This window comes from Aquabacterium sp. TM01, assembly GCF_057808345.1.
Genome location: NZ_AP046528.1, coordinates 1 through 26,833 on the forward strand (window position 1 = coordinate 1; position 26,833 = coordinate 26,833).

At 62.3% G+C, this 26,833-nt stretch carries 37 protein-coding genes; 13 read left to right on the forward strand and 24 right to left on the reverse strand.

Annotation, left to right across the window (positions count from 1 at the left end; translation table 11 throughout):
• From AC3WW4_RS00005 to AC3WW4_RS00015, 3 genes are all read left to right on the forward strand, one after another.
• A partial coding sequence (locus AC3WW4_RS00005) for a DNA-primase RepB domain-containing protein (protein WP_488826312.1) occupies positions 1-1,855 on the forward strand: 1,855 nt, incomplete at its 5' end.
• The gene (locus AC3WW4_RS00010; protein WP_079437316.1) at positions 1,855-2,319 is read left to right on the forward strand and encodes a hypothetical protein; all 465 of its coding nucleotides are present in this window, start codon (positions 1,855-1,857) and stop codon (positions 2,317-2,319) included. The genes AC3WW4_RS00005 and AC3WW4_RS00010, both read left to right, overlap by 1 nt.
• Positions 2,306-2,521 carry a C1orf50 family protein gene (locus AC3WW4_RS00015; protein WP_079437318.1) on the forward strand — a complete coding sequence of 72 codons (216 nt, stop codon included), beginning with the start codon at positions 2,306-2,308 and terminating at the stop codon, positions 2,519-2,521. Before AC3WW4_RS00010 ends, AC3WW4_RS00015 begins: the two co-directional genes overlap by 14 nt.
• A 31-nt stretch (positions 2,522-2,552) precedes the next feature.
• Here the strand turns inward: AC3WW4_RS00015 and AC3WW4_RS00020 are convergent, their stop codons facing one another.
• From AC3WW4_RS00020 to AC3WW4_RS00050, 7 genes are all read right to left on the reverse strand, one after another.
• A complete protein-coding gene (locus tag AC3WW4_RS00020; RefSeq protein WP_488826313.1) occupies positions 2,553-3,119 on the reverse strand; it encodes a hypothetical protein in 567 nt (188 codons plus the stop codon).
• On the reverse strand, positions 3,119-3,790 hold the full coding sequence (locus AC3WW4_RS00025) for a hypothetical protein (protein ID WP_079437250.1): 672 nt from the start codon (positions 3,788-3,790) through the stop codon (positions 3,119-3,121). The genes AC3WW4_RS00020 and AC3WW4_RS00025 overlap by 1 nt, the downstream gene beginning before the upstream one ends.
• A 21-nt stretch (positions 3,791-3,811) precedes the next feature.
• The gene (locus tag AC3WW4_RS00030; RefSeq protein ID WP_079437251.1) at positions 3,812-4,189 is read right to left on the reverse strand and encodes a hypothetical protein; all 378 of its coding nucleotides are present in this window, start codon (positions 4,187-4,189) and stop codon (positions 3,812-3,814) included.
• Positions 4,190-4,191: 2 nt separating this feature from the next.
• On the reverse strand, positions 4,192-4,875 hold the full coding sequence (locus AC3WW4_RS00035; RefSeq protein WP_079437252.1) for a hypothetical protein: 684 nt from the start codon (positions 4,873-4,875) through the stop codon (positions 4,192-4,194).
• Positions 4,872-6,098: a type VI immunity family protein gene (locus AC3WW4_RS00040; protein ID WP_079437253.1), complete on the reverse strand. Its 1,227-nt coding sequence runs from the start codon at positions 6,096-6,098 to the stop codon at positions 4,872-4,874. The genes AC3WW4_RS00035 and AC3WW4_RS00040 overlap by 4 nt, the downstream gene beginning before the upstream one ends.
• The gene (locus AC3WW4_RS00045; protein WP_139379617.1) at positions 6,095-6,883 is read right to left on the reverse strand and encodes a VRR-NUC domain-containing protein; all 789 of its coding nucleotides are present in this window, start codon (positions 6,881-6,883) and stop codon (positions 6,095-6,097) included. Before AC3WW4_RS00045 ends, AC3WW4_RS00040 begins: the two co-directional genes overlap by 4 nt.
• Before the next feature lie 185 nt (positions 6,884-7,068).
• Positions 7,069-7,641 (reverse strand): PAAR domain-containing protein, encoded by a 573-nt coding sequence (locus AC3WW4_RS00050; RefSeq protein ID WP_079437255.1) that lies wholly within the window; start codon positions 7,639-7,641, stop codon positions 7,069-7,071.
• Positions 7,642-7,825: 184 nt separating this feature from the next.
• Between AC3WW4_RS00050 and AC3WW4_RS00055 the strand changes: the two genes are divergently transcribed.
• Positions 7,826-8,410, forward strand: coding sequence for a recombinase family protein (locus tag AC3WW4_RS00055; RefSeq protein WP_079437257.1), 585 nt, complete (start codon positions 7,826-7,828; stop codon positions 8,408-8,410).
• Positions 8,407-8,790, forward strand: coding sequence for a Rap1a/Tai family immunity protein (locus tag AC3WW4_RS00060; protein WP_488826314.1), 384 nt, complete (start codon positions 8,407-8,409; stop codon positions 8,788-8,790). Before AC3WW4_RS00055 ends, AC3WW4_RS00060 begins: the two co-directional genes overlap by 4 nt.
• 181 nt (positions 8,791-8,971) lie before the next feature.
• Here AC3WW4_RS00060 and AC3WW4_RS00065 read toward each other — a convergent pair whose 3' ends face one another.
• From AC3WW4_RS00065 to AC3WW4_RS00100, 8 genes are all read right to left on the reverse strand, one after another.
• Positions 8,972-9,313 carry a hypothetical protein gene (locus AC3WW4_RS00065; protein ID WP_079437260.1) on the reverse strand — a complete coding sequence of 114 codons (342 nt, stop codon included), beginning with the start codon at positions 9,311-9,313 and terminating at the stop codon, positions 8,972-8,974.
• A 14-nt stretch (positions 9,314-9,327) separates the two neighbouring features.
• The gene (locus AC3WW4_RS00070; RefSeq protein WP_488826315.1) at positions 9,328-9,657 is read right to left on the reverse strand and encodes a type II toxin-antitoxin system YafQ family toxin; all 330 of its coding nucleotides are present in this window, start codon (positions 9,655-9,657) and stop codon (positions 9,328-9,330) included.
• Positions 9,629-9,910 carry a type II toxin-antitoxin system RelB/DinJ family antitoxin gene (locus AC3WW4_RS00075; RefSeq protein ID WP_488826316.1) on the reverse strand — a complete coding sequence of 94 codons (282 nt, stop codon included), beginning with the start codon at positions 9,908-9,910 and terminating at the stop codon, positions 9,629-9,631. The genes AC3WW4_RS00070 and AC3WW4_RS00075 overlap by 29 nt, the downstream gene beginning before the upstream one ends.
• Before the next feature lie 124 nt (positions 9,911-10,034).
• Positions 10,035-10,565 carry a 3'-5' exonuclease gene (locus AC3WW4_RS00080; protein ID WP_079437271.1) on the reverse strand — a complete coding sequence of 177 codons (531 nt, stop codon included), beginning with the start codon at positions 10,563-10,565 and terminating at the stop codon, positions 10,035-10,037.
• Positions 10,562-11,299: an HAD domain-containing protein gene (locus AC3WW4_RS00085; protein ID WP_161493383.1), complete on the reverse strand. Its 738-nt coding sequence runs from the start codon at positions 11,297-11,299 to the stop codon at positions 10,562-10,564. The genes AC3WW4_RS00080 and AC3WW4_RS00085 overlap by 4 nt, the downstream gene beginning before the upstream one ends.
• A gap of 217 nt (positions 11,300-11,516) precedes the next feature.
• Positions 11,517-12,086 carry an HAD family hydrolase gene (locus tag AC3WW4_RS00090; protein WP_488826317.1) on the reverse strand — a complete coding sequence of 190 codons (570 nt, stop codon included), beginning with the start codon at positions 12,084-12,086 and terminating at the stop codon, positions 11,517-11,519.
• Between the two features lie 28 nt (positions 12,087-12,114).
• Entirely contained in the window at positions 12,115-12,318 is a 204-nt protein-coding gene (locus tag AC3WW4_RS00095; protein ID WP_136774625.1) for a hypothetical protein, read from the reverse strand.
• Between the two features lies 1 nt (position 12,319).
• Positions 12,320-12,883 carry a hypothetical protein gene (locus AC3WW4_RS00100; protein ID WP_488826318.1) on the reverse strand — a complete coding sequence of 188 codons (564 nt, stop codon included), beginning with the start codon at positions 12,881-12,883 and terminating at the stop codon, positions 12,320-12,322.
• Positions 12,884-13,076: 193 nt separating this feature from the next.
• Here AC3WW4_RS00100 and AC3WW4_RS00105 point away from each other — a divergent pair, with 193 nt between their 5' ends.
• The 5 genes from AC3WW4_RS00105 to AC3WW4_RS00125 all read left to right on the forward strand — a co-directional run bounded on the left by AC3WW4_RS00105 (position 13,077) and on the right by AC3WW4_RS00125 (position 16,580).
• Positions 13,077-13,703 carry a nucleotide-binding protein gene (locus AC3WW4_RS00105; RefSeq protein ID WP_488826319.1) on the forward strand — a complete coding sequence of 209 codons (627 nt, stop codon included), beginning with the start codon at positions 13,077-13,079 and terminating at the stop codon, positions 13,701-13,703.
• Positions 13,700-14,008, forward strand: coding sequence for a hypothetical protein (locus tag AC3WW4_RS00110; RefSeq protein WP_428022149.1), 309 nt, complete (start codon positions 13,700-13,702; stop codon positions 14,006-14,008). The genes AC3WW4_RS00105 and AC3WW4_RS00110 overlap by 4 nt, the downstream gene beginning before the upstream one ends.
• 149 nt (positions 14,009-14,157) lie before the next feature.
• Positions 14,158-14,469 (forward strand): ParC family partition-associated protein, encoded by a 312-nt coding sequence (parC, locus tag AC3WW4_RS00115; RefSeq protein ID WP_428022150.1) that lies wholly within the window; start codon positions 14,158-14,160, stop codon positions 14,467-14,469.
• Positions 14,470-14,815: 346 nt separating this feature from the next.
• Positions 14,816-16,027: a replication initiation protein gene (locus AC3WW4_RS00120; protein WP_488826320.1), complete on the forward strand. Its 1,212-nt coding sequence runs from the start codon at positions 14,816-14,818 to the stop codon at positions 16,025-16,027.
• Positions 16,028-16,226: 199 nt separating this feature from the next.
• On the forward strand, positions 16,227-16,580 hold the full coding sequence (locus AC3WW4_RS00125) for a hypothetical protein (RefSeq protein WP_079437288.1): 354 nt from the start codon (positions 16,227-16,229) through the stop codon (positions 16,578-16,580).
• A gap of 262 nt (positions 16,581-16,842) precedes the next feature.
• Here the strand turns inward: AC3WW4_RS00125 and AC3WW4_RS00130 are convergent, their stop codons facing one another.
• From AC3WW4_RS00130 to AC3WW4_RS00155, 6 genes are read right to left on the reverse strand one after another with little or no spacing between them, the layout of a single operon-like run.
• Complete coding sequence (locus AC3WW4_RS00130; RefSeq protein WP_488826321.1) at positions 16,843-18,132, reverse strand: M23 family metallopeptidase; 1,290 nt, start codon at positions 18,130-18,132, stop codon at positions 16,843-16,845.
• 9 nt (positions 18,133-18,141) lie between these two features.
• A complete protein-coding gene (locus AC3WW4_RS00135; RefSeq protein WP_488826322.1) occupies positions 18,142-18,945 on the reverse strand; it encodes a hypothetical protein in 804 nt (267 codons plus the stop codon).
• Positions 18,938-19,423, reverse strand: coding sequence for a hypothetical protein (locus AC3WW4_RS00140; RefSeq protein WP_488826323.1), 486 nt, complete (start codon positions 19,421-19,423; stop codon positions 18,938-18,940). Before AC3WW4_RS00140 ends, AC3WW4_RS00135 begins: the two co-directional genes overlap by 8 nt.
• 13 nt (positions 19,424-19,436) lie before the next feature.
• Positions 19,437-19,706: a hypothetical protein gene (locus AC3WW4_RS00145; protein WP_488826324.1), complete on the reverse strand. Its 270-nt coding sequence runs from the start codon at positions 19,704-19,706 to the stop codon at positions 19,437-19,439.
• A gap of 14 nt (positions 19,707-19,720) precedes the next feature.
• Entirely contained in the window at positions 19,721-20,182 is a 462-nt protein-coding gene (locus AC3WW4_RS00150) for a hypothetical protein (protein ID WP_488826325.1), read from the reverse strand.
• A complete protein-coding gene (locus AC3WW4_RS00155; RefSeq protein ID WP_488826326.1) occupies positions 20,179-23,037 on the reverse strand; it encodes a DotA/TraY family protein in 2,859 nt (952 codons plus the stop codon). The genes AC3WW4_RS00150 and AC3WW4_RS00155 overlap by 4 nt, the downstream gene beginning before the upstream one ends.
• Before the next feature lie 202 nt (positions 23,038-23,239).
• Here AC3WW4_RS00155 and AC3WW4_RS00160 point away from each other — a divergent pair, with 202 nt between their 5' ends.
• Entirely contained in the window at positions 23,240-23,407 is a 168-nt protein-coding gene (locus tag AC3WW4_RS00160; RefSeq protein ID WP_488826327.1) for a hypothetical protein, read from the forward strand.
• Between the two features lie 56 nt (positions 23,408-23,463).
• Here AC3WW4_RS00160 and AC3WW4_RS00165 read toward each other — a convergent pair whose 3' ends face one another.
• The 3 genes from AC3WW4_RS00165 to AC3WW4_RS00175 form a co-directional block, all read right to left on the reverse strand.
• The gene (locus tag AC3WW4_RS00165) at positions 23,464-24,012 is read right to left on the reverse strand and encodes a hypothetical protein (protein WP_488826329.1); all 549 of its coding nucleotides are present in this window, start codon (positions 24,010-24,012) and stop codon (positions 23,464-23,466) included.
• Positions 24,013-24,092: 80 nt separating this feature from the next.
• Positions 24,093-24,779 carry a nucleotide-binding protein gene (locus AC3WW4_RS00170; RefSeq protein ID WP_488826330.1) on the reverse strand — a complete coding sequence of 229 codons (687 nt, stop codon included), beginning with the start codon at positions 24,777-24,779 and terminating at the stop codon, positions 24,093-24,095.
• An 11-nt stretch (positions 24,780-24,790) separates the two neighbouring features.
• Positions 24,791-25,387 (reverse strand): hypothetical protein, encoded by a 597-nt coding sequence (locus AC3WW4_RS00175; RefSeq protein ID WP_488826331.1) that lies wholly within the window; start codon positions 25,385-25,387, stop codon positions 24,791-24,793.
• 290 nt (positions 25,388-25,677) lie between these two features.
• On the opposite strand from AC3WW4_RS00175, the gene AC3WW4_RS00180 reads away from it, so the two are divergent.
• Complete coding sequence (locus tag AC3WW4_RS00180; protein ID WP_488826332.1) at positions 25,678-25,998, forward strand: plasmid mobilization protein; 321 nt, start codon at positions 25,678-25,680, stop codon at positions 25,996-25,998.
• The coding region (locus AC3WW4_RS00185; protein ID WP_488826333.1) for a relaxase/mobilization nuclease domain-containing protein at positions 25,995-26,833 on the forward strand (839 nt) is incomplete at its 3' end. The genes AC3WW4_RS00180 and AC3WW4_RS00185, both read left to right, overlap by 4 nt.

The following is a 26,833-nucleotide window of genomic DNA, read 5'->3' on the forward strand; positions in this document are numbered from 1 at the left end:
GGCAGGCCACTGGTGCAGTCTTGGCAAGCTCACCAAGCGGCTTGGTGCGTTCGAGCCAGCGGCCACCGCCGTCGTGGCGGTCGAGCGCAAGCCAGAGCCGTTGCGGCCAGACCTGCCCGGATGGAATGACTACATCACGGCCGCGAAATATCACCGTGCGGAGATAGCTCGCAAGTTGCGTGAAGAGGACGACCGCCACAAGCAGGAAATGGCCCGGTTCAAGGAACAGAAAGCCGTCCGTAATGCAGCCATCGCCGCCCAGAACTGGAAGGGGAAAGGGGAGTTGCTGAACGCCATGCGCAGCGTTGCTGCTGCCGAGGCCAAGCAGGTCGAACTGGAAATCCGGGAACGGCATCAGCGCGAAGCCAAGGCACTGAGGGATGCCCGAGACGCATGGCCGGAATACCACGACTGGCTTGCTAAGTGGTTCAGCCCCGAGGAAGCGGGCGACTACCGCTACCACCGGCATGAGCCGCTGCGCCTTGAGGGTGATGGAGACAACGAGGCTTTGCCGCGCGATCTCCGTGCCTTCACGGGCGAGATCGTCGGCGGTGCGGTGGAATACCGCCGCCAAGGGGCGGCGGGGGGTGTGTCTGAGGAAGTGTCATTCACCGACCACGGCCGTCGCATCGACGTTCAGGAGGCGCACGACGAGGCGGCGACCTTGGCAGCGTTGCAGCTTGGCGCGGCCAAGTGGGGCAAGGTCTCTGTGTTTGGCTCTGAGGAATACAAGGCCACATGCGTTCGGCTGGCTGCGGAGCACGGCATCCGCATCGCCAACCCCGAGCTGCAAGTACAGGTGGAAGCGGCCAAGGAAGCACGCAAGGCAGCACGGGAGGAAGCAATGCGCACGCCCCAGATGAAGCTCTTTGAGCAGTACCACGCGGCCGTCGGTGCTGACAGGTACACACTCACCTCGATCAAGATGGCGGCTGACCATCGCAAGGCCTTTGTGCTGGGTGGCAAGGACGGCGTGGAAGCAGCAGCGGTGGAGCGCCGGATGCGGGAGCTGTTGCGCTTCCATGCACGCGGCGAGAACCTGTACTACACGCCGCGCAGCGAGCGGATGCACCATGTGCTGGTCGATGACCTGAGCGATGCCAGCCTGCGCCAGATGCTCGCTGATGGCTACCGGCCTGCGGTGGTGATGGAATCCAGTCGGGGCAAGTTGCAGGCCATCTTGAACGTGCCCAAGTTGGGCCGCCCCGACGATCAGGACGTGGGCAATCGCCTTATCGTTGCCCTCAACAAGCAGTATGGCGACCCGAAGCTGCAAGCCTGCATCCACCCACATCGTGCGCCGGGATTCGAGAACCGCAAATGGGAGCCGGGTGCGCCTGCGCCGAAGTACCAGCGGCCGGACGGAACCTTCCCGGTGGTGGAGCTGCGTCACGCCGTGGCCTGCACATGCGACAAGGCATACGCACTGAGCTGTGTCGTTGCTCGCCAGCTCGACGAGGAAGTCCGCGTGGCACAAGAGCGGAGGCCTGCCATGCCTGCTGCTGCGCGCACTGCGCCGCCTGCCAATGCCTACGAGTCGCACTACCGCGACATCGCTGCGCGACACAAAGGCGACGGGATCGACCTGTCGCGCGTGGACTCCATGATCGCCGTGCGGCTGCGGGCCACCGGGCACGGTCAGGATGAGATCGCCACCGTCCTTGAGGCCTGCGCGCCGTCGATTCGCACCGCAGACGAGGGCCGGAACTGGCATGACTATGCCCAGCGGACAGCGCGCTACGCATTCGGCCCGGACGGCTCCCGGATGCTGGCCAAGATCGAGCGCTACCGGGAGGACTTCCTGCGGCTTGAAGGCCGCGATCCAGCCCTTGAAGGGCCAAGGATGGGTTCTTGATGCCGCGCGCAGAAACGCTCACACCTGCACTGCCACAAGGCTTTTCGGCCGACGAGCTTGCAGCCGCTGCCCGCTGGGTGACTGCGCGCGTCCGCCCTACTGCAAGCACGCGCAGCATTGCCGCCACGCTCGAAGCCTTGCAGGCGGTCGCGCTTCGCGCTCGCCGGGGGCCTGTCTGCATTCCAGACCTGCTGCCCGGCTCCGGGCTTGAGGTGCTGCACATCCCTGCCGCCCAGTCGGGTGCAGGCCAGTTGGCCAGCTTGACCGGCGAGATCGACCAAGCAGCTTTGCTCGACATTGGCCGCGCGTTGCGCGCCGAGTTCGTTGCCAGCGGCGCGGACATGCTTCGACTGGAAGCCGACGATGGCGCGGAGCTGATCGTTTACGCCATCGAAGTGCGAGCCATCGTGATGGCCGCCACCAACATTCAACTCATTGACGGAGACGCCCATGCCCAAGACTGACTACACCGCGTGCAGACCTGACCACCGCATGATGCGGGTCGAGATGACGCCCAAGATGCGGGAGATCGCCGAGCAGATCGCGGCCCTGCAAGCCCAGTACCGCAAGCTAGAAGAGGCCGAGCAGCGCCGCGCGCTGCACGCCTTCCTGCACGGGGTGCGGCAGCGCGCCGAGACGCGCTGCTTGAACGAGATCGCCGGGTGATGGTTTGTCGGTAGGTATATATATATACCTATCAAATGGCGTAGATGCCCCATTCGATCAACAGCCCTGATTTGCGCAAAAAATCGGGGCCGACCAGCATTGGCTTATAGGCCATGCCGCGCAGCTCGTCGGCGTGCTTGGCCAGCACAGCCCCATGCCCTTGAGGCAGCTTTTGCACGACCGCGATGGTAGTGGCCAAGGCCACGTCGATGACTTCCATGCTGGGCAACGTCAGCCATGCGTGGATGTTCGCAGTGCTGCCGCTGTGCCCGTTCTGGAGCTTGTCTGCCACAAAGGCATCATCGAACTTGAACATGCCTTTGTCAGTGCCGTCGTCCACCCACCCGATGGTGTAGAGAACCGGGCACCCCAGCCATTCCTGCAACACGGGCACCAAGCGGTAGTGGATGGACATGCACTGCGCAACTACGTCCGGGAAGTCGAGATCGCCAAGGCCTTGCTGAACGACGTAGGGAAACTCGGCGTGCCGAGCATCGGTCAGATAGCGGTGCGCGGGTTGCACTTCGTGCGGCGGCACTTCAAGTCCAAATTTCTTCGACCGCTCGATGGCGGCCGCCCATTCGGTTGCGTAGCTCATCAGTCCAACCCCTTCGCTTCCCAGCCTTGGGAGGTCAGCTTGACGGCATGCTTGGATTCCTTGCTGCCAGCGCCATCGAGGATGCTCTTCACGACGGGGAAGGCGGCCTGCACCTCGGGCTTCTTGGCCCAGTCAGCGAGGTTGTTGACCTTGTAGGTGTAGGTGATGCCTGCCTCTTGATAGTCGCCGAACTTCATCGGGCCTTCCCACTTCACGATCTTGTCCAGCGCCTTCTTGCCCCAGCACAGATCGGTCTGCTTCTCGGTGGTCTTGCCGTTGAGGCCGATGGAGGCAACCTCCTTCTCTTGGGCGAACGGCTTGGCCCCATCGGTCAGGGTGTAGCGCTTGATCTTGGCCTTGGCACCCGTGGGCTTGCCCATGATTCCCATGATGTCCACCTCGGTGTCCTCGCCCTTGACCAAGCCAGCCGCTTCGAGCGCGGCCATCTGGTTGGCGCTCCCGGCCTGCATGGTTTTTTGCAGGCGCAAGTCCATCTCGGACAGGTCAACCGGCCAGCGCTTGGTGTTGAGGCACAGGTCGCCCTTCTTGTCGAAATACTGGGTGAGTGCCGCGCCGAAGTTCTTTTCGTTCGCGTCGGTCTTGCTGCCGCAGGCGGCCAGCGTGACGGTGCCGAGGGCGGCGAGGATGGCAAGTTGCTTTTTCGTTCTCATAGGCTCCCTTGATTTGATGGGTTATGACTGATCCCACACGTCGATGGTCAGCAGCTTGTCCGCTGGACAGGCCGCGATCCGGTCGGGGTGGATGATGACGTTGCCCGTCCAGCTACCGGGCAACACGTAATCTTCGCCGATGACTGGGGGGCCGCCGTGCTGGGGCAGGCCGTTGGCGAACAGAGGCAACACGTCGCAGGCCTTGGCGGTGAAACGGTTGGGGTAGCCACCGGATGACAGTTGCGTGGCCTTGCCCTGCTCGACGAGCTGATGCACCCAGCGGCTGCCGTTGACGCTGGCTTCCCAGTTGGCCAAGAGTGCGGCCCGCCTGGTGTCTTGGTCGGCCCGGTCGCGTTCTTCCGGGGTCTGCATCGAGATGACGATCCACCAGCCCAGCATGCTCAGTCCTTGCCCAGCTTGTCGAAGGCCACCAGCCGCCATTGCTGCTCGATAGGGTCATACAGTGCGCAATGGGAGCTTTCCGCGTGCCCGCCGCTGTGAGCCTTGATTCGGCTCAGGGCTTCTTGAGCCATCGCATTCAGTTCTGCTGACGCTGCCTCAGCGTGTTCCTGAGCAACCCGTCCGTAGTCTGGGATACCGGCCGTCCGGTGCAAGCGATCAAGCCATGCCAACAGCTTGTCACCGAACTGAAGATGAAAGTGCTCGGTCGAGTCTGGGCTGATTTGGAAGTGCATCCCCTGCATCAGCGACATCGGTTCGCCCTTCTCGCTCAGAAGCAGGCCGTCACTTCTGGCAGCGAAGCCGTATGCGAGATACACGGTGAGCCAGCCTTCATGCCCTTTGATGAAGGGCCTCGGGTCAATGGCCTCGAAGGGGAAAATCTGATACCGGCGACTCTCGCGATTGCGGCTGTAGAGGTCGATCATCGCGTCGATGAGCGACAGGTACACCATCATGCCCTCGGCATCTCCTTGCTTCCAGCAGCCGACTTCCACCCAGTCCGGCGCATCCGGGCGCGGGCGCTTTTCAAGCAGGACGTACAACGGGAGATTGCAACAGAAGACGTGATCTGGCGAGTCGTGGAGCTGCGCTCGAATGTCAGCGAGGGAGGGTTGTGCGCTCATAGTTCGGCTACTAACTCCCACGCCACGACATCACGGCCAAGGTACTCACCGTGCGGCCCGAGCTTGAGCCAGTGCGGTGCGACATCACCGGGCATCAACACCACCTGCGGTGCGTCGTCATCGTCACCCGCCGCGACAGTCTCGAAGGCAGGATGGCGATACCGGCCATGCACGGCGCATGTCTCGCCGGTCTTGAGTTTGACCTTCTTGCTCGGAACCTTGCCAACCGGCGTGCGGGGCAGGCCGATAAAGGTGGCAGGCGGCCAGATGCCGGGGGCATCGAAACGGCGAATCCACAAGTCACTTGTGCAGCGGTTGAACCTACGCTCACCGCTCACTGAACCGGTGCCCATCGAACCGAAATTGCCATTGCGAAGAGGTCGCAGCGCGGCGTTTACACGCACATAGGCATCAGGTGTTGGCTCATCGACTGGGCCAAGCTGAGGGTACTCGCCTGCACGGATGAAGAAGCCTGAGCCGTGCGGTGTGGATTCCACGCCAAAGCGGCGGCAGTACGCGATGAAGGCATCTGCGCCACCTAGACGCTGGGCCAGCGCGCTCCCGATGAAGGTCAGCCAGTCCACGCTCTTGATGCCATTCTGTGCTTGAAGCGCATCAAAGCTGTCCCCGCAATAGAGAGCCAAGTACCGCGTTGCTAAATCCAGCTCTTCCGGCTCCCACTCGATTTGCTGCTCAGTGGTAATGGCTGACAACCCGGCATGCCCGTGAAACGGCGCGAGCCGTTCGTGACAGAAGAAGATCAGATCGGACAGCACCTTTTGATGGTCTGCCTCGAAAATGAGGGCACGGGGGACGCGGAACTTGAGGGCAGACATTTGCCCCTCCATCCAACCTCGCTCGGTGTGGCACGACACAGCGTATTCGTTCGCTGCATCGTCGTCGTCACCTGATGCCACATACCACTCAACTGAGTCATCCTCGTCGAGCGTCATGACGTAATCGCGAAAGGAGGGCAATCTCTTGTCGCCAACGCGCAAAGTCTTCCAAGTGTCAGGGTGGCACCCCCACTTCAGTTCACCCCTGTAGGCGGCCTCAAAGGCTTCAACGCACTCGATGAGAGCCTGCCGTTTTTCTGGGGTGTGCCCTCCCCAGAAGTAGAACGACGCGGAGAAGCCAACCGTCAAGACAATGCGGTTGTGATCGGAATCGACGTATTGGAAATCGGGCACTAGCGCCTCGATCTTTGCAAGGCTGTCGCTCATGGCTTCTTATCCTTATTGATTGGAGCTGCTGTGGCAGTTCGCCCAACAACAAGCAGCGCTACGCCGGCGACTACCGCCTCGGCCGGGAGCGCGGCAACGGCAATGACGCCAACCAGAACAACACCAGCAGCGAGGCCCGCCGCCTTGAGCCAACTGCTCATCGACGACCCTTCCTCTTGGGGAACTTCTGGCCCGTACTGTGGGCGGACAGGGCGCGGAGCGGGAGCAGGCGCGGGCTGTGGCGGCGCAGGTTGATACCAGCGTCGTTGCTCGGTACTTTCTCGTTGCATCGGCGTTGTGACAGGCGCACGCACAGGCTCTTCGGCCGGGCGCCGTCGTCTAGTTCCACACTCGCATTCGTTCGCATTCAGCAAGCGGAATCGGTCCGGGCCTGCGATCCGTCGATACGCATCTCGCTGGCCCGGTGATAGCTTGTCGCCTTCAAACTTGATTTCGACAACCGTCTCGATGTTGGCCTTGACCGGGATGAGGCGCTTCCAGTCGATGCGCCCACTGGCGCGCATGGCGGCCAGCTCTGGCCCAGTCGGCTTGAGAATGATGCAATCGGGAATGCGCAGCAGCCCCTTCTGAGGTCGCCCTTCCAGATCGCGCGTCAGGATGCCATCGCCAACTGCACGCCCTAGGGGGAAGCGGCTTGGCCGGTTCGGCTGATCGCGACTCATCAGTGGGGCGGGCGGGTTGGTTTTCATGTTGAAGCCCACCTCGGCCTTGTAGCGCCAGACAAGCTGGTTGGCTTCTTCGTCAAGCCAGATGCGTGCTGTCACGCAACGCTGCTTGAGTTCCTGCCCGCTCTTGCTTCGTATCGCTGTCCCTGAGCTGCACTCGCAGATGTGCTCGCAAAGGTAGCCTTTGTCCACCGGATCATCAAGGCCGACCTCTCGCCCTTCCGATGACGTGCGCGTGGCTGATCGGCCGACAGTGCGGCCGGGTATGGGTGCGCCTGCCATCGTTACAGGCCCTCGTAGTTGAGTTCGGCGTAGTGGTACGGGTCGGCATCGTCGGCTGGCTTCGGATGGGCGACCACTTCGACAGGCAGCGGTGAGTCCGTCCACACCACGTCGGTGCGTCCCTGTGAGTCGGTCTCGCCCTCGAAGGTCTTGCCGTCGCCGGTCTTGATGGTGTACGGCACTCCGGCCAGCGGCTCGCCCGTCTCGTTGTTGTGCAGCACAAAGTGCTCTTGAAAGCGCGGGGCTTGCTTGGGTACATAGTCCTCGATGGGCGTGGCTGCGGCCTCGTCGTCGCTGCCCTTCTCTCCCCAACCCGCATGATTGTTGTGCCGGGAGTAAATGACCGCGCCGCAGTCGGTCATGTCTTGGTCGTAGGCCATCGGCTTGCCGAGGTCGATGACTGTGGGGAAGCGACTGCTGACGATGGTCGATACCCGCTTGCAGCGCGGGCATGTCACCTTGTCTCCTTGGCGAGCGACAGGCTGCCCATCAATCGTCCACGTGGGGTCGCCCGAGATGACCACGCCGCCATGCGATGTGCGGTCGCCGAGCACGATGAATCCGATGATCGCCACGCCATCCTCCCATTTTGTTTATCAAGATGGCATAGCTTATCAAAATCCTTCGTTCTCGATAAGATATGAGACAGCGAGTGGCGTCAAGACAGTGACAGGGGGTTACGATTCTCAATAACCGTTCTCGAAACTGTTTTATCGAATCATCGCCAAAACACGAGTTTTGAGAATAAGAGGGGCGACCATGCTAGTGGGGTATGCGCGGGTATCGACCCAAGACCAGAACCTCGACATGCAGCGCAAGGCGCTGACCGAGGCCGGGTGCGGCAAGCTGTTTGAGGAGAAGGCGACGGGCAGCCAGACAGACCGGCCGGGACTGATGCAAACCTTGGAGTTCGCCCGAGAGGGTGACACGCTGGTGGTGTGGAAGCTCGACCGGCTCGGCCGGAGCGTCAAGCACCTTGTTGAGCTGGTGGCCACGATGGAGGCGCGTGGCATCAACTTCCGCAGCCTGACCGACAACATCGACACCGGCACACCGGCTGGGCGCTTCTTCTTCCACGTGATGGCCAGCCTTGCGCAGATGGAGCGGGAGCTGATCGTGGAGCGCACACGGGAAGGTCTGCGCGCAGCGCGGGCCAAGGGACGAGTGGGCGGTCGCAAGCGCTCGATGACCGACAGCAAGGTAGCTTCCGCGCGCAAGTTGTTGGCCAGCGGCGTGCCGCCGCGCGAGGTCGCCGAAAATCTGGGTGTGTCTGTGCCTACGCTCTATCGCTGGGTGCCCGCCTCATCGCTAGACGAGGCCAACCCGCCACAAGGAAGCGCATGAGAAGAACGATCTTGACCTTTGGCCTACTGCTGTCGGCGATGGCGACCAACGCAGCCGAACCCACCAAACCCGGCAGGGTCTTGGCCTTCATGAAAACGCAGGGGCTCTACAACCTCTGCACGTCGAGCCGCAGCGCGGAACTGGGACAGTGCGAAGGCTTCATCACGGGCGTGGCGGCCATGATGCAAAACGACCAGCTCGCCAAGGTGAAGGTGTGCGTCCCGGAGGGCACGAACTCGCAGCAGGTGACGGATCGCGTGGTGGCCTACCTGCGCACCAAGGCCGACAGCGACGACATGCAGGTGCCCGCTGTCACCATCGTGGCTCCGGTGCTGGCCATCCTCTACAACTGCACGCCGGGCAAGATGCCGCAGTTCTGACAGGGCCAAGGCATCCGTGGCCGGGTGGTTTCCAGATGCAACACCCCAGTGTGTTGCATGGATAATCGGCTTCGGCCATTCCTCCCTTTTTTGGCCCCCGTCTTACCTCCCTGGACGGGCTTCGCCCGGCGAAGTTAAAGCGGCCCCGGTGGGGCCGCTCTTTTTATGCTGCGTGGTGGCCCTATACGGCCTTCCAGAGCCATGAACCGATGCCCCACAGCACGGCCAGCAGCACGAGGGTCAGGATGATGTTCCAGAGGAGATCGGCAAACTTGGCCAGCACGTAGGCAAGCCCACCGCCACCAACGATCACGAGGCCGAAGCGCAGCCACTTGGGCCAGTCCATGCCGACCTTGAGCAAGGAGACGTAGGTCAGCACGCCGCCGACCAGCAGCCCGATCAAGCCGAAGAGGCCTGCGCGTGCATCGCTGTTGTCGCGGCGCTCGGCGGCGACAAGCGACTCTTTGCTGTCGTGGTACTCATAAGTGCCATCCGCAGCGCGGCGGCCGAAACGGGTGCCCATGCCCCCTCCCCTATCTACTCGAACAGCTCAGCGTGCGTCCCTGCCCGAATGAAAACCACTAATCCCTGTTTGGTGGTGTCGTCGAGCTTGTAGGCCAAGAGGAAGTCGCCACCGATATGGCATTCCCGGTGGCCCTCCCAGTTGCCCGTAAGCGGGTGATCCAACCACTCTGGCCCCAAGGGGCCGTTGTTGGCGATCAGGAGCATCATGGCCTCTTTGAGCTGGTTCATGTTGAACCGGCCGGAGTGTGAAAGACGCTCCCAGTCCTTGAGGAAGGACTTTGCGTAATCTGCTAAACGCGGAAGGGACGCCCGCTTACTTGCTGCTGTTTTTTTCGAGGTCATCGAAGAGTTCGTCGGCGGTGGCAAAGCGAGCACGATGTGCGCGAGCAATTTCATCGGCCTCGGCCATCGCCGCGCGTGTTTCTGCATTTGGCACACGCAACGCGAACGGCAGTTCCTTGTCGGCGACAACGCGGGTCAGAAACACGCGGATCGCGTCGGAGACGGTCAGGCCCATCGAGGCCAGCGTTTCCGCTGCCTGCGCCTTGACGTGCTCGTCCACGCGAACATGGACCATAGTGGTGGTAGCAGCCATGACGGCCTCCTATTGCGACTGTTTGAGATACATTGTATCGCAGATCATCGGCAATCGCAAGGCGACACCCTCCCCCCCCGGCTTTCTTGTTCGTAGGTATGTATATAGGTAGGTATATACATACCTATATTGACCACGGCAACAGCTTGGCGATGTTGCGCGCGTCGTCGAGGCCTCGGTGGTGAGCGCCATCGAGAGGAAGGCCCACCATCTGCAACGCGCGGGCCATCCCCACTTCCTTGATCTTGCGGGCCTTGGCGAACCGGCGTTTGAGGTTGACATGCTCGAAGGCTGCGAGCGGGTTTTGGACGCCGTGTCGCTCGCAGTCGCGGGCAAGCTGCTTGAAGTCGAATTGGCCCCAGCTTCCCCACGTTGCGCCCGGTGCCTGATGGCGTTGGGCGAAGCTGGCCAGCCGTGCCGCGACCACTGGGAACAACTCGGCACCGTCCACGTCGGCTTGCTGGATGTTGGTGAGCTGCCGACAAAACGGCGTGAGCTGAGGGCGTAGCACGGGGCGCACCAGCGCCTGAAACGTGTCGAGCACGGTGCCCTCAGCCGTGGCCCACACCGCGCCAATTTCGATGATCTCCATGTCAATTGCAGGGAGGCCATCGCCCTCGTCGCAGGTGGCCTCAAGGTCGATGACCAGCATCATGGGATGCGCCTCTGAGCGATTGCTGGTGGCATTTCTCCGATGTGCACCTCGGACACTGGTGGCCACCAGCGACCGGCTTTCGCGTGCGCAATTTGGTCGGGTGTTAGCTGGATCGCATCGAGGTATGAGGACTGCCACCAATCGACCCACTGCATCAAGTCAACGCAGGACGCGCTGCGCGCGACCTGCGGAATCGTCAGCACGTCAGCCATCGCGTCGGCCACGGCCAACGCGCCGGTCATGTTGCCAACGGCCGCCGCGAGGCGAACGCGCGCCGAAGGCGCGGACAGGCCAAGATTGCTGTCAGTGACCACCAGCTTGTCCCGGTCAGCGTCGGCCCAGCCTTCGGGCTGGTCATCGACGGCGATCCAGTCAGTGATGCCCGCGCGATCCACGTAGCGGCGGATTTGCTGGTAGCGCGTGGACGTGTCCCACCATGTGTCTCTTCCCAGAGGGCGGTGCTCGTCGTCGGTAGCCATCCCGGAGTGCCAAGTGGCTCCAATAACCCGCTGCCTCAACTCGGCAGGCAGGTAGTCTCGGGCGCGGGCGTACCGCAGCTCGCGCGCCCAGCTCGTACTCAGAACGATGCGAACATGCTGCGCGCTGGCCAGCGCGTCTACCAGATAGCCAGCCCACATGAACAATCTGCCCTCGCCGCGCAGCTCCGGCCGTCCGCGCACCAGATAGGCCGCGTCTGGGTGCAACACGCCGTCGAAGTCGAGAAAGAGGATCACGGCGTCACCTCGATCCCCAGCGAGCGCATCAATGCCCGTTCGCCCTCCGACACGGCGGGCCAGTCGATCCGAGGCAGCGCCGACTCGTAGATATACCGACAAGCCCTGCCGTCCAGTTTGGTTGCAGCGGTGCCCTCACGAGCCAAACCTGCCAGCACGGGATAGTCGGTCAGCCGGTGCAGCGCGTGCCATACGTCTGGGTCAGTGGCGGGGGCTGTCACAGAACCCCCGCGAGGGCATCGACCAGCGACTGCCCTCCCCTGCGATCCAGCCAGCGCGCCTGCATCCCGAAGGCCTGCGGCCCGTCGAAGTCGCAGCGCTTGCTGTCGCCCACGAAAACCGCCTCAGCCGGAGCGCAACCCACCTCGGCGCAAGCGAGCCGGTACATCGTCGGGTGCGGCTTGGCCACGCCGACCTCGTAGGACAAGACGTAGGCGTCCAGCTCGGGCACGAGGCCGCGCACGGCCGGGCCGTACTCATAGGCAAGGTTCGAGCAGACGGCCAGCCGCAGGCCTGCGGCCCGTGCCTTGGCGAGCACGTCCGCCACCTCGGGGAACAGGCGCAGGCCGGACAGCTCATCGGCCAAGTCGGGCAGGATCACGTCGAGCTTGTCCCCCGCGCCAATCTCGGTGGTGAGGGTCGCCAGTGGCACATTGCGGGTCAGGCAGGCGAGCCGATCCACCAGCCGCCCGTCCGCATCCGCAAGGCCGCCGTAGGGGGCCGTGCGCGTTGTGTAGCGGATCAGTGTGCCGAAGGCGTCAAAGATGATGGCTTTGGTTGTTTTCATGTATGTATATACCTACCTATATACATACCTACTCGAACAGCTCGCGCTCGAACTCGACGCCCGCCACCACGAGTGGCTCACCGCTGGGCCAGCGCTTGGGCGGCTGGTGATCGCTGATGACCTGCACGTCGGTGTCGTCGTTGACCACGGCCACGTCGGCGGCGTGCAAAGCGGCTTGCTTGCTCGCCCGCTCGAAGCGGCAGGTGTTGGGGTCGAATGTCCAGTAGCGCATGTCAGCCTCCGTCGTTGGTCTGTGCTTTCGTTCTCTCGTGCTCATCGAGCAGCCGTTGGTAGGACTCATAGGCGGGCGTGCCGGGTGGCGCAAAGTTCGGCAGCAGGCCGATCTCGCTTTCCTCTTCGATGACCGGCCGCCCTCTCACCGGCTCCGGCATCAGGCCCAGCTCGCTGGCAACCCGTATCAGCGCCCGGATTTCCTTGCGGATGGCGGCGACGTTTTCGGTGGTGGTCGTTGCGTAGCCCTTCGCCAACCCAACCCGAGCCACCCGCGTGCTTTCGGCCAGTGTGTCCAGCTCGAACTGCGCCGCAGCCTTCAACTCCTCTTCGTCTTCTTTGACGCGCCATTCCTTCCACTCTTCGACCTCGGCCGGGGTCAGGATGGCCAGCACGTCAGCAGGCAGCTCGCGCGCTTCGCGGTCGAACGTAGCCACCACGCGCTGCACGTTCCTACCCTCCGGGAAATCCGGCGTTACTTCGCGGACGCGCCGCAGGCACTGGACGCGGTAGCCCTTCCGGTACGAGCCGTCTTTGTTGCGGTGGCGAATGACCTTGTACTGCATGTGACCGTTCTCTTCTGCTTGTTTTGCGTACAAAGAAAACTATACGCGAAAGTGCGAAAGTCTGCTACCATTCGCTTGCAGTCGGTAGGTATATACATACCTACTCAAGCGGAGCGACGGACAGGCCATCGTCGGTCACTGGTTGGCAGCTATGCTGCTGTGTCGGTATGTATGTATATAGATAGGAGCACCCATGATTTTTGCCTGCGTGAATACCAAGGGCGGCGTCGGGAAGACGACCATGTCCGTCCATTTAGCGGTGATGCTGGCCCGGCAGGGCAAGACTCTTTTGATCGACGGCGACCCGCAGGCTTCGGCCGCGAGCTGGGCTGCTTGGCGGCGTGAGACGCAATACGACCCGTCGCCCACCACCACCTGCCTCGCTGGGAAGGCGATCTTGTCCGAGGGCAAGCAGTTGGCCGGCGGCTTTGAGCACGTCGTTGTCGATGCCGGTGGCCGTGATTCGGTCGGTCTGCGCTCCGCGCTACTGCTGGCCCAACGTGCCGTGATCCCAATTGGCGCATCCAACCTCGATGCCGCCGCCATGACTGACCTGTTGGAAGTCGTCGAGCTGGCCCGCGACTACAACCCCGATCTGGACGTGCGCGTGCTGCTGGCCCGCGTCGATCCCCGCACCAAGGATGCGGCCGAGATGCTGGAATTCTTGGCCGAGCAGAAGCTGACCGTGCTGCCCACCAAGGTCTGCGAGCGCGTGGCTTTCCGGCGTGCCATCGGCGAAGGCGCGACGGTGCAGGAGCTGGGCCGCGACCAAGCCGCCATCAGCGAGATGGAAGCATTCTTCCGGGAGGTGATGGCATGAAGGCCAAACCGGACATCGGCTTTGCTCAACGCAAAGACCTGAACGAGTTTTTGGAAAGCGGCGCTGCTGACCGCGCCGAAAAGCCTGCTGCGGCACCAGTTGCCGCGCCACCGGCCGCAACACCGCCCGTGGTCGAGGAAGGGCCGCGCTACGGCCGCGCTCGGGTGCAAAAAATCTTCAACTTCCCCGAAGAGCTGGCTGATCGGCTGCGCGAAGAAGCGCTCGCGCGATCCAAGCAGAAGGGCGGAAGGGTCACGGAGAAGGACATCGTGATCGAGGCGCTGGAGGCCTTCCTCAAGCGCTGATAGGTATGTATATACCTATCTATGTATATACATAACGATTTCGAGTATGGACTATAGTCCATACAAGTGACGACACCCACACCATACAGCGACAGGCGCGACGTTTTCTGATATCGTTGCGATTGGGCGCGGAATGAGGTATAAAAGCGATGTTGACTACTACTGCTACCGTGGTCGCGCCGAAAGTGTTGAAGGAGTTGATCGCCGCAGGGTCGGTTTCGGCCGCTCGCGTCGAGCCCGGTGACAAGGGCCTTCTCATCATCGTGCGGGCCGGTATGAATGAGCGAGTGCTGGGAGCTGCCCGAGGGGGCCTCCGGTACTTCCAGTCTTTGGATGGCGCAGCCAGCGTTTTGCAGGGCTACGGCATCATGAAGTTTGACGTGAGCACGGAGCACTGGGTGCCCAAGACTATGGTGCGCGGCTACAAGAGCGCGCCTGCGTCGGTGGATGCCGACGAGTGATCCGTGGTGACTGCGAAGGAGAGAGCTGACCAGACAGCAAGAAACTGGACGATCAGAAACGACAAAGCCCGCTTTGGCGAGCGGGCCTTGACAGATAAACCGGGCAGGGTGCCCAGACACATACAGCGTTCGCTTTGGCGGGTGAACTCTGTAGAGACGCAATGAAGCGACTAACGATGCTTTGATTGTACGTGTCTTAAGCCCTGCGCGCAAGCGTGCGCTCGTCCATACGGACGAGTGAAAAGGGGTTATGGGACAGACAGCAACAGCATCACACGATGACGACCGTGAAAGCGCAGTCCGCGAAAACACACTGAAATCGCGGTTTGATGAGCCTGCGTCGCCCATGAAACGGGTGATGGAACAGGCTCCATACATTCCGCGCTGCTCGGACGACAAGACTGCGACCAAAAAGCGGCCGACCGTCTATGCGGTTCGCTGGCCCTACATGCAGGTCAACCGACCGGGCATGGTGTCATGGCTCGTTTTTGACTGCGACCATTCCGATGTTTTCCGCTGGGAAGCAGCCGGACTGCCCCCTCCCAATCTCATCGTCACCAACCGGGAAGGCCGGGGCGACGGATTCCATCTTTTCTACGCGATCACCCCGGTCTGCACGACCGAGGCTGCGCGCTCGCGCCCACAGGACTACATGCGTGCCATCCGAGATCGGATGGTCGAGCTGCTGGGGGCCGATCCGAACTATCACGGCGGTGGCGTTACCAAGACGCCCGGCCATCCGTGGTGGCACACGATGGAGCTGCACGCCCACGAGTATTCGCTGGGTGAGCTGAACGAGTATTTCGAGCTGCCCAAGAGGGAGCGCCGCTTCGGCAAGGTGCCAGACCTGTCGCTGCACCATCACGCCCGGCACGCGAGCCTGTTCCATGAGCTTCGCTATTTCGCCTACAGCATCGTCGGCGGGATGAAGGAACAGAGTACCTACGATGCCTTCTATTCGCGCCTGATGACCGAGGCCCAGCGCCTCAACAACTACGGCTCCAAGCGCGGATTTTTCGACTTCAAGCGCATGGTGCCGCACACCGATCTGCGCAGCTCACAGGTGCGCGCCACGGTGCGCAGCATCGCGCGCTGGACGTGGAACAAGTACACGGGCGACGGCCGCTGCCATCGGGGCGTCATGGCCCTCGACAAGTCGCTGCCGCTGCCTGATCGCCAGCGCCTCGCGGCCGAGCGCACCCACTCTGAACGCACCAAAAAGACCGGCGAGCGCGTCCTGATCGCTTGCCGCGTGCTGCGCCAGAAGGGCGAGCAGCTCACGCAGGTGGCCGTCGCGGCGCTGACGCGCCTCTCACGCCAGACCGTGGCCAAGTACCAGCAACTGATCGACGAATTCGACTGGCTCGCACCAGAGGCCCCCGCGCCGAAGGAGGAGGCCGCTCGCCAGCCGGTGGTTGTTAAGTTTGCTGCATGTCAGATACCCGCCCCCCCGGCCGCCGCAGGCGAGTCCGGCATGGCTGGGGTTGACCGGCCTGTTCGGGGTGCTCGGTTGAGGCTTGTGGTCGGTGGTGCGCCGCCTGATCTCGATTCGAGCTGAGGTGTTTGTGGTTTTGAGTAGCCCCAGCGTTTATCAAACGCGAGTAGCCGCAAGGGTTGTGGGTAAGTCCGTAGGACTTATCCATCATCCCGCGCAGGGCGAAGCCCGGAGGGTGTTCCGCCGCGCGTCAGCGCGGCCCCCCCGTGAGTTTTCGGCGTGGTGGCTGGGTCAGTTGAGTGTCGTTTTGGAGGGGTAGAGGATGGCTCGAAAATCTTTCGACGATGAGACGCTGCGATGGGTGCGGGAGATGCCCTTGTCGCAGGTTCTCGACCGGCTGCGCGATGCCGGAAAGCTGTTTTGGCGGCGGGACGCTGACTTCAAGCCCGAGAAGGACGTGCGCACGGTGCGGCTCTACGTGTCGTCGCCGGAGGGTCATGCTTGGGAGCTGCTGGTCACAGGCCCAAAGTGGTTCGACACGCGGGCAGAGAAGGGCGGCGGCGGTGGCATCGACCTCGTGATGCACCTGCTGTCGCTGGATTTTGTGCAGTCGGTCAAGCTGCTTGCTGCCGGTGCCGGTGTGGCTGGCCAGCGCCGTCCAGTTCGCCACGAGTAGCAGCCGGGCGTCTCCCTTCGGGCCGGGCTGTCGTGCTGCGCATCGAGCCACCTGCGGCGTCTCGACCCCTGCGGGCTTCCATCCTTCCCTCCCTTCGGTCGGCTGACGCTTTCGCCGTTCCGGCGACCAAAACCCCCCTCTGGGGTTCTGGACTCCCCGGTGTGGGGTCTTGGCCCCACACGCCGTGGGAGCAGTGGGGACGGCCTAGCGGCCTTTGGACTCCACTGCTCCACGGCTTGAGGCTCCGGTCGCTCGATCCACGTCAAGGGTGCGCTGCGCCCTTCGGGGTGGCCCGTGTCCTCGCTGCGCTGCGGGCCGCGCCAGCCACCCCTACGGCCCTTGACCCGGCTCTCTCTCCAACAGCCGAACACCGGCCGGGTCGATGCCCGGCCAATGCCTTGTTGGTAGGTATATAGGTATATACATAGATACGCCGCAAGCAGCTTGTTGTGGTGCTCGGGGAGTCGTGACGCAAGGATGGTGGCTTGTTCAACGACCGGAGATCGACTCCATGCAGACCCTCAACAAGACCCAGTACCACTGCGCCGAGCTGCGGGGCTCTGTGCCCTTGATCCAGCGCGTCGAGTGGGTGAGCGGGATTGGCCAAGACGATGCCGAGCCGGTTGTGCTCGCCGAGGCCTGCGCGCTGGCCAGCCGCTGCCCGAAGGTTGCGACCTGCCCGCTGACGGCCGAGGGGTAGGGCGGATGACATGGTTTCGTAGTCACCAATGGGCGGGGAGGGCAGTGAGCCGTAGCCGTCCGCATCGTTGAGCACGCTGGACATCGAGGTCGCGCCCTTGGCGGCGGCCTGCAAGGCGTCCCCGTTGGCTGCGGCCACCTGCACCGGATCGAACTGGGTGGTCGGCGGCACGCCCATCGGCGGGGCCGCGCCAAACAGCTTGTTGTATTGCGCCATCGTGTCGCTGCCCAGCACCGGATACAGCCCGTCGTTCTGAATCGGGAAGGTCTTGCAGAAGTAGGGCGACGGGTCGGTGGCGTAATTGAAGGCCGTGCTCTGCTTGCTGATCGCGTTCGGGAGCTGTGCTGGGTTGAATGTCGGGTTCTTGTTGGCGTCTGCCGAGAAGGTCTTAGCGCGGGCGTCGTCCGCGTTTGGCACGCCATAGATGAAGTGCAGGTGGACTGCGCCGCCCGGCTTCATTCCGGTGGAACCGGCCCGGCCGATCTCCTGCCCGGCCTGCACCTTGTCGCCTTCCTTCACAGCGATGTAGCTCAAGTGGTAGTACACGGCCGACTGCCCGTTGTCCCGCTTGATGATGACGGTGTTGCCTGCGCTGCCGCGCAACTTCGCCCACGTCACGGTGCCCGCCGACGTGGCGTAGAGCGGGGCGGTCTGCCCGCTGGTCGAGAAGTCGAGGCCGTCGTGCATGTGCGGCTTGGCGTTGCCCGAGCCAAAGTTGGCGGCACCACCCTCCCGGAACTTGCCGAAGCGGCCGGAGACTTGCTCCTTCGAGGTCGGGGACACCATGCAGGTGTCGGCGATTGCGCCGCCGCTCATCGACAGCGCGAGGGTCAAACTGAGCAGCTTGCGCATCTGCGATCCTCAGTTGAAAAGACTCGACGCCCAAGCGGTGAAGCTCTGGGGTTCGGTCTGTGTGGGTTGAGTCTGCTGGCTGGCCTGCGGCTGCACCAAGGTCGCGGGCGCGGTCTGCGCGCCCTGCTGGGTGCTGGCCCCGGTGTTGAACACGGTCTGGTTTGAGCCGAAGGCGTTGGCGTTCACGCTGTAGGCGGTCGCGGCCGAGGCGGGCTTGTAGCTGCTACCGAGCTGCGGATCGAGCGTGCTCATCGAGCCGCCCACGGCGCTGTTCGCCATCCCGTTGATGTCGCTGAACTGCTGGCCCAGCGTGTTCCATTGGCCGATGGCTTGGTTGATCGGCGACGTGACCATGCCGGACACCTTGCCCACGGTCGAGCACACCTTCTTCTGCGCGTACTTCAAAACCGCGTCTTGCGCCGAGGACAGGATCGAGCCGAGCGAAGGGATAGAGAACGACAGGTCGATGATCTGGCTCACGCTCGCGAAGCACGAGTCGTTCGCGTCGAACAGGCTCTCCACGTTGGGCGTGGCAGAGGCCATCTCGGTATGCACACCGATGGCGGTTTTGATATTCGCGCCGATGCCCACATCGTCACAATTCTTGAGGTCATCGGCCAGCTTCTGGCTCATGGCGGCGTCTACGGCCGCCATCGTGGCTGACACGCCGGAGCTGGCACTGCCGCTCCCGCCTGTCGAGAACAGCGACGAGAACCAGTTGCCGCTGGTCTGCGAGGCTCCCGCGCTGGCAGCCAGTGCGAGGGACGCGCCCACCAGCACGCCGATGGCGGGCTTGGTGGAGGCTTTATTCATGGCCACCGCCCCTGATGCAAGCAAGCTGGACGGTGCCGGGTTGCGGTTCGCTGGCTTCAACGATCCCGCCCCTGACCTTGCGCACGAATCGCGGCCCGTCTTTCTTGAGGCCTGCGGCCTTCGCGACATCGACCAGCTTTGCGCCCTCCGGCTGGACGGTGTACGAGCTGCCCTCATCGTCGGTGCCGTTGAACACCGAGATCGACCGCACCTTGAGCGTGCCGAACACGGTCAAGGCTTCAGGCAGCTTGTGGTCGCCGTCGAGACTGTCATTGGTCAGTCCAAAGACGGACAACACGGGCTTGGCCGAGTACAGCGGCTCGCGGCACTCGATGGCGTTGCGCAGGATGGTCGAGGCCTTGGCCCAGTCACCGGCTGCGGGTGCGTTGGCATCGCGCAGGGCGGCGGGCATTTGCGCGCTGGCCAGTGAGGCGGCGAGCAGGAGGGCAGAGGCGATCAGGGTGCGGGTGGTTTTCATGGAAAAAAGCCTTTCAAGCAGCTTGGTAAGAGAGCGGCACGCGGTCTCGGCCTAGAACGACGGAAGCGAACTCGCGCAGCCCCGGCAGGTCGCCGAAGGTCGAGGCGATGCCGCCTGGACTGGTCAGTACCCAACGGTCGGTGCTGCCTGCAAGCGTGGCGTGCAACTCGAAGCCGTCATCGGTGGCCACGATTCGGGCGGTGCGGACAGCGGAGGGAGTGACGCGGCGCACCCGGCCGTTGAGCTGGGTGGCACGCAGGAAGGTGATCGAGGGGCGGCGCATGGGTGACTCTCCTGTTACGGGGTAATTTCGTTGTCATGGACGCGCAGCGTGGTTTCCAGCGCTTCGCGAATGAAGGCACTGCTTTGCGCCATCGGCTTTGCAAAGTTGGGATCGAGATGAGGGGCGACCCGCAACATGCCTTTTTGGAGGGCTTGATCTACCCGATGGACATAGCTCTGTGCGAACCGCACCTTGTCGTCAGAGCTGGCACCTTTAAGTACATCCACGGCGGCACCGAGGGCCATGACCAAGCCGTTCGACAGCTCTTGCAGTGCATTGCGCTGCTGGTTGAGTGCATCGAGTTGGGCTTGCATCGCTGCCACACTCTCGTCTTGACCGTACTTGCGACCGCGCGCAAAGCCATCTGCCAAGCCGTCTTGATAGCCTTCTTCTTGGCCTTGGCGACGACCTACCGCCTTGCCTGCGTGACCCATCGCGATAGCGGCGTCTTGTGTGGCCCAAAAGTTGTCGCTCATGCTTTGTCCTCCTGAGAAGTTGCTTGCGGTGCTTCTGCACCAGCGCTCACCACGGAATCACTCCCCACCGGGGCATCTGTGGCTTGTTCAAGTGGTGCGTCGCCTGAGACATCTGTACCTGCCGGGGCAGACCCTTGCTTGCTCGCGACTGCCGCAGCAATCCGTGCTTCTGCACCTTCGCGATAGGCGGCGGCCCCTTCGGTGGCTGTCGCAGACGCAGCGTCAGCGATACCGCTGCCCAGAGCAGCAACCCCACCGCGTACATCGCCAGCCAACACACGAGAGCCGGATTCCTTGATGGTTCGAGCGGCGCTCACTGCGGCAGTGCCGAGGGCGACGCCGACTGCATCGCTCAAGCGCTGGCTACCCGAGCGCTCGGAAAAATCGACTTGCGACGATGGCGGGTTGTTCGTGCCAGCGGAAAGGGGTGCTGCTGGGTTGTTGGTCGAGCTTGTGGGCGAGGCGACACCCTGTCCACCACCAATCCCTCGCTGACTTGTCGGCCCAGTGCCGGGGTCTAGGCTGTCAGAAGTGGCGGGAGCCACGCCTTGATGCCCTGCGTTGATGGGCGTGTTGCCGGGCAAGCTGCGCAGACTACCGTCACCACGACCCGGACCGCCGCCGCCAATCGGCCCTCTTGGCGAGCCACCGCTTCCTCCTTCATCGGGCAATCGGCGGGGTTGGGTTTTCGATGCAGCTTGCTGCATTGCCGCCATCGCTACGCCACCACGGATGTTCGAGGCGGCGTGTGTTGCACCGAGGTCTTGTACGCCGACGTTGAGCCATGCCAAGACGCGATCAGGCAGCGCGTTCGGAAGGCCAAAGATCATGTACAGCACCGGCAACAACACGATGCCGAAAGCGACCATCCACCACGCGAACGTGATGAAGTCCACCAGTGCTCCGGGGAACATGCCTGTCGAGGTGACGACAGCGCCCCGCATCGAGAAGAAGGCTTGGGTGATGAAATCGACAACTGGATCAGCCACCAGCATGGCAGCGAACAGGCCGATCACAGCCAAGGCAGGTCGAGCAAACAGGGCCATCAATAGCAGGTAGCCTTGTGCTTCCGAGCCGACAAAGGTCTGACTCGGGCGCATGTGCATGATGGCCCACATAGGAGCGGCAATCGTCGTTAGGAGTACGGACAGCAGCCAACCCACCACCGTCACCATGAAGATCGTGTAGGGCAGCGAGGGCAGCAAGACCGAGAAATAGAAGGCAAGTGGCTTGAGATAGGAACCAAGCTCTTTGAGCATCTCAATCGGTACGGCCAACACCCAGTCCCACAGCGGATCGGTGACGCCTCGGAAGTCGGCCTTGTTGCCAAGTACCTGCAAACCACCGGCTGCGCCGACAACCACACGCAAAGCAGTAACGCTCGTTTGGAGTGTCACTTTGGCAAGCTCGACGGATGTGAGAGCCAAGACGAGGTAGTCGCCCGTCAACTTGATCCGGGAGACGGCATCAACGCCACTGCCTGAGCCGATCATGATGTCGGTGGCACCCTTCATCGTCGTGTTGACCAGTGAACCGAACTTGCTGCCGATGTCATCCTTCATGGCCGAGACGTTGATGTCTGATGTCCCAGACTTGGGGAACGCGCTGCCGAAGTCGGCCGCAGGGGCACTCGTTACGTCGTAGCCTTTGCCCGGCTCTTCGGCCTTCTTGATGATCGTTTCGGCGAGTGTGGTCACACTACCCATCAACACCTGTGCTCTGGCATCCTCTGGCAAGCTACTCAACGACGGTTCAGTGGCTGAGCCAGCAGGTTCTTTCATCAGGCCGTTGATCTCCTTGCGGATCGCTCCGACACGCTGATACCAGCCGCCAGCGGATGCCCAGCCTTCGTCGGTCATTGCGGTGACGAAGGCGTCCACCCCGTTGTTGATCGAGGCTTCGCTACCGCTCGCCTGTGCGGTTATCTGGGCTACCAGTGCGTCCTCGCGAGTCTTGACGATCGAATTGAACTGAGCCGAGTTGACGTTGTTCCAGCCCGGTTGCGTCCAGTCGCTGGGCATCGTGGCAACCCAGTTGTCGATGTCGGTCATCAAGGCGACCGCTGCCGCTGCCTTGGCCGAACTGATGCCGCTGTGCAGAGTCGAGATTGCGACCGATGTCCCGGTGGCTTCCGCTGATCCAGCGGGGGTATATGTACTGATCTTGACCGTGCCACAGAATGGCTCCCCACCGGCGAGGTTTGTGGCGGCATTCCGGTCTTTGATGAAGAAGGTGTAGTCAGTGCGACCGTCCACGGTTGTGATGCGGTCGGCTTGCGCGTTGTTCGCCATCACGCTCGGGTTCCCCGCTGGGTCGGCGTAGATCGTGTTGGCGGCTCGCGCGCAGTAGGCGACGGGTAGGTAAGCCTTGGCGAACTCACGAAGGCCGTAGCTTGAGCCGGGAGTCGAGGTTGACGTGGCGACGATGCCGTCCGGCTTCAAAAACGACAGGGCCATGCCTGCCTTGTAGATCGTGCTCCCGAAGCCAATGCTCCACAGCGAAATCATGAGCACGAGCATCTGGATGAATGAGTAACCGCTCGCGGAGGGCAGGAGCACACCAGCGCCCGCGACGATCCGCACGGGTGTCCAGACCGTGCTCCACGCCTTGCCCATCGCCTCGCCGTCGTTGGCGGTGTTGACCGCGCCCATCGCCGCGACGTAGGCAACGATGATTGAGCCAACAATCATCAGACCGCTGTTGAAGGTCACGAAAAGAGTGCCCAACAGGCTAGACGCACTGCTCACGGTATTGGGGTCGGCCCCGCTCACCAGTACATCAACGATTGGCCCGAACACCTTTTTGAGCATCTGGACTGATACATCGTTGGGGCCAGGAGAGAAGGGCATGGTCATGTTTGAACCCGTTTCAGCGCTTTGTCATTGCCGATAGTTTAGGATAAAATGCATACATAGGCAACTGTACGCAGTAACGGCAAAAAACCTATGCTCTTTGCGCGACACACAATGGTTCACACACTGTTCGCACAGTGTTTGGCACATTGTTGTGGCGTTTCGGTTGTGCCCAATAAATCGTCGTTTTTGGAAGGAGTCGGAAATGCAAACTGAGATCAAGGCGCTTGGTGCGCGCTTGAGTTCCATTGCTCGCCAGCCGTGGTTTTTCCCGGTGCAGGTCGCGGCGATCTTGGGGTTGCTGTGGTTGCATCAGCATGGCTACCTGCAAGTGCCCGTGACGGTCTGCGACTGGGCACGACTCGGCAAGTAGCTTGTTGGTTGGCGAGGGAGGGCTGCTCCCGCAGTGCTCCCTCGCCATTCGCCGAATCAAGGCATCACCCATCCGTGCAGAGTCCCCTCTGCATCCACTTGGGGCAGGCACGCCCCGTTCCGAATCTTCCAACCGGGTGCGCTGCACCTTGCCACTTGCTGCAAGCTCCCTGCGAGTGCGAGCCTGTATGCCAATTGCCCCTCTGGTGTGTTCGCCCAAGCGGCAGCGGCTGTCTCATTGCGCGCTACCTTGATGGCAGCGCCGTAGCCCGCCTCCTTCCCGGCGTCGAAGCACACCCAGCCAGTTACCAGTAGGCTGATCGTGGCTGCTGCAATCCCTGCTCCCAAGGCCTTCCACTGCTGCTTCCTCGCGGCATCGGAGGCCACTTGGTTGACCGCCTTGCCGAGCTGCTCCACTAGGTCGCCGTGTGCCAGTTGTGCTGCTGTCGCGGCGATCTTCTCGGTCGTCTCTTTTGTCTCACCGACTGCTGCCTTGGCCGCTGCCTCGATGCGTCCCGGCACGCTGCCGTACAACGAGAGATAGAACTCAAGCACGACCATCAACGTCATGATCGCGTCGTTCTCGCGCACGTCGAGAACATCCATGACTCGCTCAAGCCGTCCAACCTCTTCGGCTGTCGGCTGACGGTGGAAGGCCGCCTCAAACGCGGCAGCAACCGCCAACGTCATGTCATCACCTGCCCAAGCACCTTGAATGCTTCATCGCGCCACCGGATGAGTTCGGCGCGGTGCCCCAAAGGCATCTCTCTGAGTGCTCCCTGAATGGTCAGGCGCTGGGTTGCCATCTGATCCGCCACTCGGTCTGCGAGATCGGGAAAGTCCAGCGTGAGGCCGCCACCTTCTTCGATGCGCTGCTTGAGCTGACTGCCGTTGTAGAGCTGGAACTTTTCAGCGCTGCCGAAGTAGCCGTTACGCACCACATGCACTTGATGGTCTGCTCCCACGGGCATCGAATCAAGGTAGTCCGCGAGCAGTTCGAGGCTGTCTCTTTGGCGGTTGATGACCCACAGCGTGACCATCGTCCGGCCCAGTTCACCCAAGGTGCTTTTCAGGGTCTGCCCATACCGTGCCACCCCTGTGCTATTCCGCGCTGCCGTATTCATGATGACCGGCACGCCACGGGCCTTGTCGAGCGAGTTAATCAACTCGATCCACCCATCTGCTTCGTCGAGGCTCAGGGCTGCGCACTGGATGCGCTCCCCGTGCGCCTTAAAAACATCAGGGTTGGCGTCATCCGTTTCGATCAAAAGCGGCTCTACCCCACGCTGCAAAAAGGCGTCGATCAGGGCGGTCGCCAGCATGCTTTTGCCGGTGCCGCCCTTGTTCCCTCCGCACAGATAAATCTTGTTCATGTTCAGCCTCCTTAAATGCGTTCGCGATCAGGTCGCGTGATTGCGGCTGTTGCGCTGGTCTTGCTTCCCGGTGTTTCCGAAATGGATGCGGCGGCGCGCTCACCGATGGTCAGCGCGGGTGGCTGACCTTGCGCCGTGCTGGTCGCTGCTTGCGCTGCCGGTGTGCTGCTCGGGCTGGTGGCAGTAGATGCGGCCTTGCGCTTCGTCGAGCGCTGCTTGCTTCCGTGCCTGCCGGTGGATGCGGCACGCTGCAAGTAGCTTTTCAACGTGGGTGCGCCAATCTGCAATTCGTCCTCGGTCAGCAGGGCGGCGATCTGTTCCAGCGTGTAGCCACGCTCTCGCAGTGCGGTGATCTCGCCGGTTAGCAGTTTGATGCTCTCTTGCTTGCTCACCTCCCGCTTCTTGTTTTCGATTGGTGGCATCGCCCGCAGCTTTGCGGCGATGGCTTCCACCTTTTCAATCGTGATGCCCATGCCTGCTCCTTCGTCAAAAAATACGCTTTTATTTTGGCGTCCTTTTTTGTGCTTCGCAAGCTGTAAAGCCTTGTCGGGTTTGGACTTCTTCCCATAATAGAAATTATGGGAAGCGCTTAGGCCTTGCAAACGCATACAGAAAAAACCATACTATGTGCATCGCTAACAGCAGCCTTTTTGCTTCCAAGCGGAACAGAGGTTTGCCCCCATCGAGATTCGCACCGTGTTCAAAGCACGTAACAGGATGGCCGATGTCGAACACATAGCGCTCCGCGCCATGTGCCCGCCATCGGACGCCGTGTCCTCGACGCTTGCGCGTCTCGATCCGTGGCTCATCCCTCCTGCCCTGCCGGGGGCCGGTGACAACGATGTAGACAAACAGACACACCCCGCCGCCCACGGGGCCAGTTGAAGGAGCCAGTGCCATGCCTTTCGAGATCAAAGGAGAAGAAGCGCTCACCGAGCGGATCGGTGTGCGCGTCACGGCTGGCGAAAAGGTGCAGCTCAAGGACGATGCTGACGACGCGGGTCTGAGCGTGAGCGAGCTGGTGCGCAGGCGCTACTTCGGTCGCAAGATCGTTGCCCGCAGCGACGAGAAAATGATCCGCCACCTCAATCGCATTGGTGGCCTGCTCAAGCACATTCACAACCAGTCGGGCGGCATCTACGCCGCTGAAACGGCGCGGGCACTCCGGCAGGTCTATGCGTACATCGACCAGTTGGCCAACCAAGGGGCCGACCGATGATCCTCAAGAAAATCCCGGTCGATCAGGACAAGGCCGCGCGCAAGTCCAAGGCGACCAACATCAGCGACCTGACGGAATACGTCGCGGTGCCGGATGACGCGGCTCGCCTGACCCGGCTCGGGTATCACATCGACGACGATGGCGTGATCCTTGGCGGCAACGGTGAGCAGCCGGAAAAGCTGCTGTACCTGACGACGCGCGGCTTCAACACGAGCACCTTCAAAGGCCAGCAAGCCGAGATGGTTGCGCTGGCGATGGAGTGCAAGAAGTCGAAGCACCCGATCCAGCACTGGGTCGCGAGTTGGCATGAAGGTGAGCAGCCGACACCTGAGCAGGTGGAGGAACTGCTCGACGTGTTCCTTGAGCAACTGGGGCTTGAGAAGCACCAAGTCATTGCGGCGCTGCATCAGGACACCGACAACATCCACCTGCACATCGCGCTCAACAAGGTTCACCCGGACACCTGCAAGGTGGTCAAACCTGCGAACGGCTGGGACATCGAGGCAGCACATCGAACGGTAGCAATCGTTGAGCATCGGCAAGGGTGGCAGCGTGAGCCAAACGGGCGCTATGTCGTGTTGGAGGATGGCACCGTGGCCCGTGTCGGGAAGCTGGACAGCGCGCCCAGCGTGCCAAGCCGTGCAGTCGACATGGAAAACCGCACGGGCCAGAAGAGCGCAGCGCGGATCGGGATCGAAGAGGCGGGAGAACTGATCCGGGCGGCAGCGAGCTGGGCCGAGCTGCACCAAGGCCTTGCCGAGCGCGGTATGCGCTACGTGAAGGCCGGTGGAGGGGCGCACATCTACGTCGGCGATCAACCCATCAAGGCCAGCAC